This is a genomic window from Methanocalculus pumilus, from assembly GCF_055382585.1.
Genome location: NZ_AP042393.1, coordinates 163223 through 176870 on the forward strand (window position 1 = coordinate 163223; position 13648 = coordinate 176870).

Sequence of the window (13648 nt, forward strand, 5' to 3'; positions counted from 1 at the left end):
TGTTAGGTGGTGATGAAAGGAGCGTTTATCCTGGCTCAATTGGCTTTAAGTGGCTTTAAAATTGGAATATGGTGGACTCTTTTACCGGCTCAGCCTGCGCGGTACTTGCACGGTGCTTGCATGGTGGTGTTGGGCTGGGTTGCAGGGCGTTTGTCCAGCTGGTTGGGATGGGGGAGAGGATGGTTTGAACACACTCTTTATGCAGTTGCTCCTTCCTCATATGTCAGCCCAAAGATCGTATCTGTCAGCCATCGCTTGAATGCTTCATTGTCCATGAACTGCTTGAAGAGTTCAGTATCATCTTTCAGGACTGCTGTCATCACCCGTGCAAGTGCCTTATCATGCTCAATTCTTGCATTCTGCTTATCTGAATTCTTTTTCGCGTTCTGATAGGCTGGATCGGCGGCGACTCTGGCAGGTATTTCCTCTGTGATCATTTTCTCCACCCGATCAGCGTCAGTCCAGGGATAGTTCCCAAACTGATCATTGAATGTCCGGATGATATTTGAGAGGCGATCTATCTCAGGTTCGATCTTTCTGCCACCGCCAGATGCCGGTACAGGCTCGATCTCGGCATCACTATCGGGGAGCTGGATCCTGACGACCGCCTGCTTTTCTGAGCGGTAACTGTCCATGTCTATTGCTTCGAGGATACCTTTTGAGAGATCCTCCTCTCTTGGTGCTGGCAGTTTAGGTATCAGAAAATTTAGAAATATCGAGAGCTTCTCCCATTCCGCATTGGTATATGGCAGAATCGATGCGAGGAAACCATATGTCCGGGCAAATGCCTTGGCTTTACTTTTAAAATCTATCTGTCCATCTTCATCAAGTTCTTCCCGATATATGGCGACACTTGCATCAAGGATCGGATCAAGCCTGTCACGATCTGCTCCTCTCAGGTAGAGGGCTACAAGCTCATCTATCTCAGAAGTGGAATAGACCTGAAATGAGTCAAGATCATTTTTTAGATCGTGAAGCTTGTTTGGATCTGTCTCCTCGCTCAGTATAGTTGTGCGGTAATAGTCTGAGAAGGCATCCCGGATCGTATCAATATCATTCATGAAGTCAAGGACAAAGACATCATGCTTCTTCGGATGTGCACGGTTTAGGCGTGAAAGCGTCTGTACTGCCTTGATGCCGGAGAGCATTTTATCAACATACATGGTATGCATCAGGGGCTCGTCATATCCGGTCTGGAATTTATCGGCACAGATCAGGAATCTGTAGGGTTCATTCTGGATCTCTTCTGCGATCTTGTTTGATGGAAACCCATTGAGGGATGCCTCTGTTACCGGTAAGCCGCCATAGTCGTGCTCCCCGGAAAATGCAACGATAGCTTTGTACGGGCTCTTCCTCTCTTCAAGGTACTGTTTAATCGCATGGAAATACTGGATGGCACGCTCTACGCCACTGGTGACGACCATTGCCCGTGCCATTCCGTCGATCTTCCTGAGTGAAATGACCTGCTCATGGAAGTGATCGACCATGATCTCAGCTTTGAGCCGGATAGCGTAGTCATGACTCTCAACATACCGCCTGAGTTTTTTTCGTGCTTTCTTAATGTCGTATTCCGGATCACCCTCCACTGTTTTAATCAGGCGATAGTAGCTGTTCACCGGTGTATAATATTTGAGAACATCCAGAATGAAGCCCTCCTGGATTGCCTGTTTCATGGTGTAGCTGTGGAAAGGTATGTGTTTCACTATTGCATCCGGCTGTGGCACCGGTTCGCCAAAGATCTCAAGCGTTTTATTTTTGGGTGTCGCTGTGAAGGCAAAATAACTGGCATTGGGGAGGAGTTTTCTTGCCTCCATCATGCGGTTGATAGTATCTTCAATTGTCTCCTCTTCCTCCTCGGCTCCATTGGCCGAGAGTGCACGGGAGATTGCAGCTGAAGTTTTCCCCCCCTGGCTGGAATGGGCTTCATCAATAATGATAGCAAAGTTTCTGCTCCGCTGGGTAGAACCGATCTCATCAAGTATAAAGGGAAACTTCTGGATGGTCGTGATTATAATCTTCTTGCCGCTCTCTATGAACTGGCGCAGGTCGCTTGAATGTTCTGCATGGCCAACTGTTGCCTTCACCTGTGCGAACTGCCTGATGGTTGCCTGGATCTGCTGGTCAAGGATTCGGCGATCTGTCACAACGAGGATTGAGTCGAAGATCGGTTTTTCGTCCTTCTCACGCCTGATAAGCTGATGAGCAAGCCAGGCGATGGAGTTTGATTTCCCACTGCCGGCCGAATGCTGAATCAGGTATCGCTTCCCCACCCCATGTTTTTCAGCATCTGCAAGGAGTTTGCGCACAACATCAAGCTGATGGAACCGGGGCCATATCTGCACCCTCTTTTTCTTTCCGGTCTTATCATCTTTGATCTCGGTGATCTGTGCATAATTTTCAAGGATGTTCGTAAGACCCCGTCGTGTGAGGACCTGTTTCCAGAGATAATCGGTCTTGAGCCCGTTTGGATTGGGTGGATTGCCTGCCCCGTCATTCCATCCCTTGTTGAAGGGCAAAAACCACGAGGATTTACCCTGAAGATGGGTGCAGAAACGGACTTCGTGTTCATCAAGTGCAAAGTGAACCACACAGCGACCAAACTCAAAGAGCTTCTCTCGGGGGTCACGATCCCGGCGGTACTGCTGGATGGCATCTTCGACAGTCTGCTTTGTGAGGCTGTTTTTGAGTTCAAACGTAGCAATCGGAAGGCCGTTGATGAAGAGTCCAAGATCTAGGGCGTGTTGCGTATTATCCCGGCTATACCTGAGCTGCCTTGTGACAGAGAAGCAGTTTGCATCGAAACGCTCCTTTGCAGCAGCATTGCCGGGAGAGGGGGTGCCATAGAAGAGGTCGATATGGTATGGCCCGTCCTTAATCCCGTGCCTGAGGACGTCGATTGTTCCCCTTTTGCTTATCTCACCCTGCAAGCGCGAAAGAAACTTTCTCCTGGTATTTCCGTCAGTATCCAGAGCGAGGGTCTCAGCCACGTTTGGCTGCGTCTTGTTCAGGAAGGTGCGGAGCTGGGTGATATCGACACAGTATTCACGATCATAATCCGACGGATCGCCACAGATCCACCCAGCTCCATATGCTGCCGGTCGTTCAACAACAACTCCTCCGCTATTGCAGGGGGCTCCGGTGAGTGCGGTGCAGATCAGCTCTTCGAGCCCCCTTTCTGTTGTGTTTGTAAACATTCCCCTCCCCTATCTCCAGTTAGCGAGAGCAGGCTTTATATTTACGGTTTTATTGAGAGAGTAGTGTGCTTACCCTGTGATTTGGATGCCGTGAAATAAAACACATTCAACAAGTAGTAGAATAGAGGGATAAATATGCATGAAGTTTTTTTCTGCAACAAGGATTTCGTCTCTTTTTTGAAACAGAATAAGAATCATCGAAATAGATTCAGATGTGGAACTGCCGTGCAACTAAAAAGTGTTTGAATTCCGGCCTTCAAAAAGAGCCCTTAAACCTCCCTTTACAAATCCCTGCAACAAGGATTTCGTCTCTTTTTTAAAACAGAATAAGAATCGTCGAAATAGATTCAGATGTGGAACTACCGTGCAACTAAAAAGTGTTTCAATTCCGGCCTTCAAAAAGAGCCCTTAAAACCCACTTTACAAATCCCTGCAACAAGGATTTCGTCTCTTTTTTAAAACAGAATAAGAATCATCGAAATAGATTCAGATGTGGAACTACCGTGCAACTAAAAAGTGTTTCAATTCCGGCCTTCAAAAAGAGCCCTTAAAACCCACTTTACAAATCCCTGCAACAAGGATTTCGTCTCTTTTTTGAAACAGAATAAGAATCATCGAAATAGATTCAGATGTGGAACTACCGTGCAACTAAAAAGTGTTTCAATTCCGGCCTTCAAAAAGAGCCCTTAAAACCCACTTTACAAATCCCTGCAACAAGGATTTCGTCTCTTTTTTGAAACAGAATAAGAATCATCGAAATAGATTCAGATGTGGAACTACCGTGCAACTAAAAAGTGTTTCAATTCCGGCCTTCAAAAAGAGCCCTTAAACCTCCCTTTACAAATCCCTGCAACAAGGATTTCGTCTCTTTTTTAAAACAGAATAAGAATCGTCGAAATAGATTCAGATGTGGAACTACCGTGCAACTAAAAAGTGTTTCAATTCCGGCCTTCAAAAAAACCCTTAAAACCCACTTTACAAATCCCTGCAACAAGGATTTCGTCTCTTTTTTGAAACAGAATAAGAATCATCGAAATAGATTCAGATGTGGAACTACCGTGCAACTAAAAAATGTTTCAATTCCGGCCTTCAAAAAAACCCTTAAAACCCACTTTACAAATCCCTGCAACAAGGATTTCGTCTCTTTTTTGAAACAGAATAAGAATCATCGAAATAGATTCAGATGTGGAACTACCGTGCAACTAAAAAGTGTTTCAATTCCGGCCTTCAAAAAAACCCTTAAAACCCACTTTACAAATCCCTGCAACAAGGATTTCGTCTCTTTTTTAAAACAGAATAAGAATCATCGAAATAGATTCAGATGTGGAACTGCCGTGCAACTAAGGTAGTACATCAAAAAATTGGGGTCTGTTGGAACATTTATGTTATACCCAGTATGGAACATATTCTTTTTGTCTGTGAGATGCTTCTGGATTGACTAACTTAATCATACCTGCATCCAGAGCTTCTTTTATATATCGTGAGGCTGAAGATTTACTTTTCTTTTCAAGCCCAAAGCGTCCTCTAACGGAGGAATTTACCAGAGTTTCATGATTCATATATCTGAGGCAGGCATGTTGATAGACTGCTCGTATTCGATCATCCCTGTTCATTTCAGAGAGAGGCCGCGGAGCAAAGAGTAATGCTCTGGTAAATCCCGGAGGGACCTCAAACAATGGTGCTGGAAGCTGGTAGAGCTCGACTTGAAATAGGACTTTGTCGATACCACTGCCACGTTCTTCACAGAGATTGAACCTCCGCATCATTGATGCCAACTGCTCATTTCGTGAGGTTGGTGGCGCATCTACAAAACGCCGGGTGTCCACCAGAGGTTCTCCTGGATTTGTGATCTCAATCCGGTTTGAGAAGATTTCAATCATCGGGTTGGTTCCGGTAGCATAAAAATCCTGATGTATCAGGGCATTTGCGACAAGCTCACGAACTGCAATCTCTGGATACATCAGAACAGTCTTACGCAGAGCCTCTCCAATTATCTCATTTGATGGCAGCAGGCTCTTGATCTGTGTAGTAATCTCAGAGAAGCCATTTCCATAACCCTTGTCTATCTCAATCTCTCGCTCTGCCTCGGTCCTTCCGGTTCCATGATACCTGATAATCCTGAGTATTTTTCGGTTAAGTTTACGAAATTCGGAGAGTTTTTTGGCGAGCAATATCGCTCCGAGGTTTGTAACGTCATATCCCCCGGCATCAGAGGGGCGGATCAGGTTGTCTTTTGCCAGAGCTTCAAGTATTCCATCCCGATTTGATGGAAGCGGTATGTCGAGAAGATCAAAGTATGCTGAATAATCGAGAAGCCGGAGCACATCAGCACCCTCCACTCGTTCAGCTGTTATCCTCTCTTCGAATGGGATCTGGTCTAAGGCACGCCAGAGGTTACGCTCCCTATCCGGTGCATCTTTGAGGAGTTTCTTCACAGATCCAACCCTGATAAAACCTTTGCTCTTGAAGCGCAAGGGATGACGGAAGGCACGTTCAATCACCAGGAGGACAAGATGTTTCCCATCAATCTCTGCCTCATAGAAGCCAAAATCGATCTTTGGGTTAAGATTGTGCAAAAGCCAGTTTTCCAGCGGTTCATTACCCCTCTTCTCCAAGGAAGGATAAAAGTCCGTCCCGACGATTGCATGGCTCTTATCCTCAATACCCCAGATCAGATAGCCATGGGTCTTGCCATTCAGGGCGGCGGCATTGGAGAGTGCGGAGATATACTCCCCGATCTCCTCCGGGTTATGGTTATTGACCTTGAACTCGGCCCACTCCGGCTCATGGGCATACCGGATGAGCTCCCGGATGATCCCCTGATAGTATTTCTCATCCCTGTGGGCGATCATGCTTCTGCCTCATCGGATTCACACTCACACTCCATCTCTTCAGGAGAGGTTTCATCATCGATCATGCTATTCAGTTCATCAAGGGGTTCGCTCATATCGCTCTCCCCGCTCTCCTCAGGCAGATGTGCCGCCGCCTCCCGGACATCCAGCTTCCCGGTGACGACATCGGCAATGAGGCGGGTGCGGTATTCCTGGAGGAGGGTGATCTGGCGGTGAGTACGGGTGATTGTTTCATCGATAATATCTGTTTCTTTATCAAGATAGTAAACGATGGCGACCTGTTCAGGGAGCGGAGGGATGCAAACAATCATTCCACCAACAAAATGCCAATTTGCCCGGGGCATTTTTGCACCGTAGGTTGTATTGTTTATCGCATCAATTATTGGTTTAGATCGAAGGAGTCTCTCCATGAAAGATACATTAATACCGGCATTATACGGACGAAGAACAAAAAATTCTCCTACACAGACTCCATTGCTATCTGGTTGAGTGACTTTTGCAAGGTATGGACGCAATTTCCCAAAAAGAACATCTCCCTTTTGAAATCTTTTAACCGTACTATCAAATACTATTTCATTATTAAGATTTTTTAAGCGTCCGGTCCAGCTTTCTACATTCTCAAGAGCAATATAAGGATCATCACTATAGGCTTCAGATGTTTGCTCAACTACATTCTTCATAACTGATTTAAAGCGGAGCAATTCCCAATGCTCCGGCACATCTCCAAGCCACTCCACCCCTGAGGGCTTGAGCCGGACATCCGGATCAAGGCCACGGGTGACGGCGTTATGGATGATTGCCTGCTTCTCTTCTTCAAGGAGCGCAATCAGCTTCTTTTTGGCGTTGATATAGCGCCGGATGCGGCGATCCATGTAGTCAAGGTAGCGGACGATGGCGGTTTGTTCGGAGAGGGGAGGTATAGCTAGAGAAAGGTTTTTAATCATATTGGAGTTTAGACCATGCATGATTGAACCTTTTCCTGCGATAAAAATTTGCTGCTTCAAATAAGGTGCTTCATCAATTATAAAAGCAAGAAACCGAAGGTCAAGATCATTATTAAACCTTAATCTAAGTAGGTGTGAATCCATTACTCCAATTGGAGCGTCTTTTGGTACGAGGGCACAACGTCCACTTGTTCCCATCATCGTAACAACAATATCGTTTGATTTTATTTCACAAGCATTAAGCTCATCATATTTTTGTTTGGTGATGAATTTTGTACCATAATTAAAATTTTTTGTGATAACATTAGCTTGTGTGTATACTTTATATCCATTCGTTGACATTTCTTCAAGTTTCAGTTGGCTACCAAATGGTCCAATCTTGATCCCATCATATGGCTTGAGTTTTCGTCTGAGAGAGTTGATACTCCAATGCCTCGGCACATCCCCAAGCCACTCCACCCCAGAGTCTTTGTAGGAAGGATAGGGGTGAAGATCAGCGATCATGATTCATCTCCTTGATTCGTAGTATTAGGTCGACCTTGCCACTCATCAGCGATGGGTTTCCAATTGATATTGCATGTAACCGGTTTACCTTCCACATCCTTTCCTGTCCATGCCCCCCAGAAATCTGAATCATCAGATTGTGGTTGATGGTGTTTGGGCAAGTCATTCATTTTGACTATGACGGGTAATTCAGTAGCCCATCCAAGGAGAATTGCACTCTGGGAAGGTAATAATGGTAGATCGCGGAGAAGCCCCCTGAGGTTATCGGGAACGAGTTTATGAACCAACTCCTGATCACGATCATTGGTTATTCTATGTAGCAGAAAGGTATTACATTGTGAAAGAACAGTTGGTGATAGTTCTGAGGGTCGTTGAGATGAGAGAACCAGTCCTAATCCGAATTTCCGACCCTCACGTGCAATTCTTTCGAACACTTCACAGCAGACTGTGGAGGCATCTTGATTATCAGGATCGGATTTGTATCGTTTGATAAAAGTGTGTGCTTCCTCCATAACAAGCACGGTAGGAAGTGCAGCGCCATTGGCTTTCGTATGTCGTTGAAGTGCCTCGAAGACGATACGGGCAATCACTGCGGTTACAACATGAACAACCTCTGTTGGTACTAGAGATAGATCGATAATTGATACGCAACCATTTTCAGCTTTGTCTAGACCTATAATATTTGATAGCCAATCTTCGAAAACAACTTCATTTTCACATCCAATTATGTCATTCATTCTAGAGTCTGAAAGTAAAATACGGATTCTTGTAATCAGAAAATCCAGATATTGACTGGCATTTTCCTGAATTGCCAAAATTTCAAGGTGATCCGCTAAATCCGAACCCTTAAAAAACAGAGGTATATCCTCATCAGGTCCCTCTTGATAAATTATTCCTCCAAGCGTCTCTAATGATTTTTTTATATTTATAATAATTGCTTCAATCTGTTCTTCAGTAAAAGGTCGATAATTCTTGACTAATTCACCCGTTTTTTGATCAGGAAATGGATTGAAAGTTGCTTGTAAGGCAATGTCCATAGAAATAGTTATTTCATGTAGATAGTGGTTTTGAAATAAAACCTTTTTATTATCTATATCTTTCTTGTAAGCATCTAAAATGTGGCCAAATTTATGAGATCCTGTCTTAATTTCCCCTGATCGAAGATTGCGTTGCAATGTGATTAATGTTGATGATAAATATTTCCGTAATGATAGCTTTTGCTCCTCTTCAGTGGATTCTTCAATTTCAACTCTACCTGCCTTAACTTCACGTAAAGCTCGTACTAAAAGGGGTTTTTGTGTCTTTGAAGTTGCCTGAGTGAATGTACACCACTCAGTACTATTCCAAAACCAACATGGAACGGTAAGTTGGATTTCTTCACTATCTTTTTTTGGATTAATTTTGAATATACGAGCCTTGATATCATTACAATCACAAAAAGCACGGGAATACTCCCCATTTGGATCAAGGATAATAAATCTGGAGTTGGGAATTTTAGATTCGATTTCTTCATCACTTTCTCTAGCTTTCTGAGCTGCTTCAAGGCTCCATCTAATCAATCCAGCAATGGAACATGATTTTCCACTCCCTGTATTGCCAAGAACAGCAAGATGTCGCCCAAATAATTGATTAGGATCTACTTTTACCTCTGCATCTCCTGCAAGGGGGCTTGTACCTATTTTAATTCGCCCTCCCTCACCAGATTCGACAATTGACCGGAGTTGCGTCTCTGTTGGAAGAAGAACATTTTCACCAACTGATGGCAACGCATCAGCCCCTCTTCGAAATACATACCGATCCGGGTCTCCAGCTTTCTTTGCTGTTTTTTTACGTAATGTACCCAACGGGTTAAGACTTAGTTTCCGTAAGGGATATGGTAGATCAACAAGGCCGAAGTCTTGCATCCCTTGCCTTTTTGGAAATGCCGAACGCTCAACAGTCAGCCATCCAATTTGGCCGACAAGAAAAGCATCGTCAACAGGAATCAATACGTAGCTGTTGACACGTGGAAATGATCGAGGCCCACCAGCATTTAATGCCATTGAGTCTGGTGTTTCAATATCGAGGGCGACTTTTATTTCACTTGGAGATACGAAATCAACAATTCCAATTCGAAGACAGTCGGAATGTTCATATGGGGAAAGGCTCATGGCATCTGCTCTCCTTGTTCATCAGGTTTATTTATGGTGACATTTCCTGTTTCTGACCCATACCTGTTTTGAAGTAATTTGGCCATCCTGAAGGTTGTCTTGTCTATAGCTGGTTTTGGGAGATAATGATCGACAAGGGTTTGTAAATCCCCGAGATGATCCCCAATTAAAAGTGTGATTTGAGCGGATCTACCTAATTCCTCATATAATTTTTTTATTCGGGAAAGTGAGTCCCCACGTGCTATTACGACTAAATGGGCTGATGGAATAGTCAGCATATCTTTGATCACGCGATTGATGTGTTCATCACCGAAGCTATAGCCATAACATACTAATGTACTGTTTGGCCGACATGTTGCTGCGGCAAAATCACGGAACAATTCAACATATGGATATAAAGCAGTCTCTTGATCTTTGGAGGAATTTGGATACACCATGAGCTGCATCGATCCAATTCCCTTTAATCCTGGTGCATTTAGGTATGGATCAATGCTCTCCGCCCCAAAAGGAAGTCCAATTCGTTGAATGGTTTGATTACAATCAACCCAGTCGATAGAGCCGTGCAGTTTCGTAAAACGAGCTATACCTTCAAGATATCTTGGTTCTCCTCTGATTCCCGGAGGATTATAGTGCATATCGACATCAAGTCTCGAAGAACGGAATATAGGGTTTAATGTTCCAATAAAACGGTCAATAAGACGTAATCCTGCAATATCTGCACCTGCTTCAATACAACGATCATAATTCGTCGTGAAGATATGCAACCGATCTCGCGTTCCTGTCCTGCTGGCAAAACTCATCAAAAAACTTACAAGATAATTAAAGGCAACCTCTCGACATTTCTCATCAGCTGAAACGATACCGTTCTCCCCTGCGAGAATGGAAGCAGTAAAATCATCAAGAACACGATTTAAACTGGTACGTAATTTTTTATAATGTAGATGTACAGGTAAATCCTCTGGTTTTGTTGATGCAAATATTTCAAGACCACGAAGACATTCATTGGCTACACGAATCTGATCCTCAATGTTACCACCTTTTCGTCCAGAAGTAGACGCCGTCCGCTTTGCTTCCTTTTGAATTTCTTCGTTAAAAATATCAAAAGAGACAGTATTCATTCCAGGCAACGTCTCATTGGTTGCCATTTGATGGATAGCATGGGTCAATCCGGATCCAATCAGTAGTGAAAGGTGCTCAGATTGAAAAAGAGAGGTTAGCCATGGTTCAATACGCGACCGTAATGTATCCTGATTAAAAGTATTATCTGCAGTTGTCCATGAGCAGCTGGATCCCTCAACTAAAATAAACTCATTTTTAATTGAGCCCGTCTCATGAATTTTTTTAAAATAAACTGGCTGAATATCGTCGCGACATTTGATAATCTGCTCATCCTTTTTTACTTCTGAAGTCATTACATCCCCTCGCTTGACCCAACAATCTCCTCAAGCAGCCCTTCCGTCTCCTTCTCCAGTGCCAGGATATCGGCCCGGATCTCCTCCAGTGTCCTCATCGGCTTTGGCTTGTAGAAGTGGCGGGTGAAGCTGATCTCATAGCCAATCCTTACGCTCCCCTCCTGATACCAGGCATCCGGGGCATAGGGCAGGACTTCCCGCTTCAGGAACGCCTCGATGCCCCCTTCTTCAAGGAGCGGTATCTGCTCGGTGTCCCGGAGATCGCTATCGGGTTCGTACTCCACAACAGCGGGCTTTCCATTGATCGTTGTTGGGAAGAGCCCCCGGAGGGGGTCGGGTTCTGTGCCCTTCTTGTGGATCTTCTTAATCACTGCCGGAGCATCATCGGCCTTCTCGCAGCTCTCTTTCAGCTTCTTGATCTCTGCTGCCTTATATGCCTGTCCGGGATCAATTCCCTTCAGCCGGAGGGGCCGCTCCACCGTCACCTTCCAGTACCCGAAGGCTGCATTTGGGAATATCTTACTCTGCTCTGTCTCCTCAAATGCAAGGAATGTATCGAGGATCTTTCCGCAGTCCTCTTCAGAGAGGTAGCAGTTCTTCTTCCCAAGGTTCTTCCGAAGTGGCTTATACCATTGTGTGGCATCGATCAGCTGAATCTTTCCCTTCCGGTGTTCCGGCTTCCGGTTCGTCAGCACCCAGATATAGGTGGCAATACCGGTGTTATAGAACATATTCAGGGGCAGGGCAACAATTGCTTCGAGCCAGTCATTCTCGATGATCCAACGCCTGATATTGCTCTCTCCCTGACCTGCATCGCCGGTGAAGAGCGAACTGCCATTATGGACTTCCGCAATCCGGCTTCCAAGGGGTGTGTCATGCTTCATCTTGGAGAGCATGTTTACAAGGAAGAGGAGCTGACCATCAGATGATCTGGTGATCAGGGAATATTCCGGCTCTCCCGCATGCCTGATGATGAACCTTGGATCTTTGATGCCGGTTTTTCCACCCATCCGTTCGAGATCGCTCTTCCAGCTTTTTCCATAAGGGGGATTACTGAGCATGAAATCAAAATGGAATGAGGGGAACGCATCATTTGCGAGTGTTGAGAATTCCGGTCCGCCGATGATATTATCTGCCGCTTCACCCTCTCCCTTCAGGAGCAGATCCGCTTTTGCTATTGCATAGGTCTCGGCATTGATCTCCTGTCCATAGAGATGTGTTGAGACCTTTATTCCCTGCGAACCAGCAAGCTCCTTCAAAGTCTCTTCTGCAATCGTGAGCATACCGCCGGTTCCGCAGGCGCCATCATAGAGGAGGTAGGTTCCATCCCCGATCCGGTCGACCACCGGGAGGAAGATAAGACGGGCCATCAGCTTGACGGCATCACGGGGTGTCCAGTGTTCGCCTGCTTCTTCATTATTCTCCTCATTGAAACGCCGGACAAGCTCTTCAAAGACCGTACCCATCGCATGGTTGTCAAGGCCCGGTTGTTTGACGGTTCCGTCTCCGTTAACAACAGGATTTGGGCTCAGGTTCACATCAGGAGAGAGGAACTTCTCAATAAGGGTGCCAATAGCATCAGCCCTTGTGAGGCGGGGGATCTGGTTTCTAAATTCAAATTTTTCGAGAATATCCTGAACATTTGGTGAGAAACCATCGAGATATGCCTCAAAATCAGCCTTCAGCTGTTGCTGGCTGGCACGGCTTCTCAGATCTTTCAGGGTAAACGGGGAGGTATTATAGAATGCCTGACCGGCAGCCTGCCTGAGTGCAGCATCCTGATGCACTATACCCGCAGTATCAAGCTGTTCTTTCATTTTAAGAACCGCCTGCTTGGTCGGTTCAAGTACCGCATCCAGACGGCGGAGAACCGTCATCGGCAGGATCACATCACGGTACTTGCCCCGGACATAGAGGTCACGCAGGACATCATCTGCAATACCCCAGATGAAGTTGGCAATCCAGTTGAGTTGATTTGATTCCATCTGACTCTCCCTCAGGGGATTATCCGAAATTATTAATCAGAAGATCTGTCACAATCCGAATCTGCTGTCTTCCTTTTTATCCTGTTATGATTGTCTTTAAGAAGGAAATCCCGTTGAATACTATCACTCTCTCTTCGCATGCCTTAAAGACTATTATTTCAATTCGGAATCAAAATATTGGATGAAAAAATGACGCTCTATTAATGGAAAATGCTCATTTACACATTCATGCTGCGTTCTTGATCTTTGAATAGAAGGTATCATCCACATATTGGAATGATTGAGGGGGTATAAACTCCGGATCGCAGACCTTCGGATCAACCGGTCTTTCAAGGGGATCTGTCTTTCCAATCTCAATGGCATATCCTCTCTTCCTCCCTTCAAAATATGAGAAGAAATCTTCCTCACCTATCCCGGCTGCCTCCTTGCAATGTTCCCAGAGGGCGAGAGGATCATGTTCGACCACAGATCGGATAGTACATGTACCGACAATCTTCTTCACCGGGCTGCTTGAATAGATGACAATCTCATGGACATCAGGATGTCTGAAGATTACCTTTCGGAACTCGAATTTTTTTGATCCTGCCATGATCCTATCTGCAAATTT

The 13648-nt window shown here is 45.1% G+C and carries 7 protein-coding genes; all 7 read right to left on the reverse strand.

The features are described 5' to 3' along the window. Positions 1-197: 197 nt before the first annotated feature. The 7 genes from ACZ44I_RS00845 to ACZ44I_RS00875 all read right to left on the reverse strand — a co-directional run bounded on the left by ACZ44I_RS00845 (position 198) and on the right by ACZ44I_RS00875 (position 13630). Positions 198-3194, reverse strand: a complete 2997-nt coding sequence (locus tag ACZ44I_RS00845) for a type I restriction endonuclease subunit R (protein WP_464549589.1) — start codon at positions 3192-3194, stop codon at positions 198-200. 1385 nt (positions 3195-4579) lie between these two features. Next, entirely contained in the window at positions 4580-6046 is a 1467-nt protein-coding gene (locus ACZ44I_RS00850; protein WP_464549587.1) for an ATP-binding protein, read from the reverse strand. Continuing rightward, positions 6043-7494: a restriction endonuclease subunit S gene (locus ACZ44I_RS00855; RefSeq protein WP_464549585.1), complete on the reverse strand. Its 1452-nt coding sequence runs from the start codon at positions 7492-7494 to the stop codon at positions 6043-6045. Before ACZ44I_RS00855 ends, ACZ44I_RS00850 begins: the two co-directional genes overlap by 4 nt. Next, positions 7491-9644, reverse strand: coding sequence for an ATP-binding protein (locus tag ACZ44I_RS00860; RefSeq protein WP_464549583.1), 2154 nt, complete (start codon positions 9642-9644; stop codon positions 7491-7493). Before ACZ44I_RS00860 ends, ACZ44I_RS00855 begins: the two co-directional genes overlap by 4 nt. Then, a complete protein-coding gene (locus tag ACZ44I_RS00865) occupies positions 9641-11056 on the reverse strand; it encodes an SIR2 family protein (RefSeq protein ID WP_464549581.1) in 1416 nt (471 codons plus the stop codon). Before ACZ44I_RS00865 ends, ACZ44I_RS00860 begins: the two co-directional genes overlap by 4 nt. Next, a complete protein-coding gene (locus ACZ44I_RS00870; protein ID WP_464549579.1) occupies positions 11056-13041 on the reverse strand; it encodes a type I restriction-modification system subunit M in 1986 nt (661 codons plus the stop codon). Before ACZ44I_RS00870 ends, ACZ44I_RS00865 begins: the two co-directional genes overlap by 1 nt. 226 nt (positions 13042-13267) lie before the next feature. After that, complete coding sequence (locus tag ACZ44I_RS00875) at positions 13268-13630, reverse strand: ASCH domain-containing protein (protein WP_464549577.1); 363 nt, start codon at positions 13628-13630, stop codon at positions 13268-13270. Positions 13631-13648 lie beyond the last annotated feature (18 nt).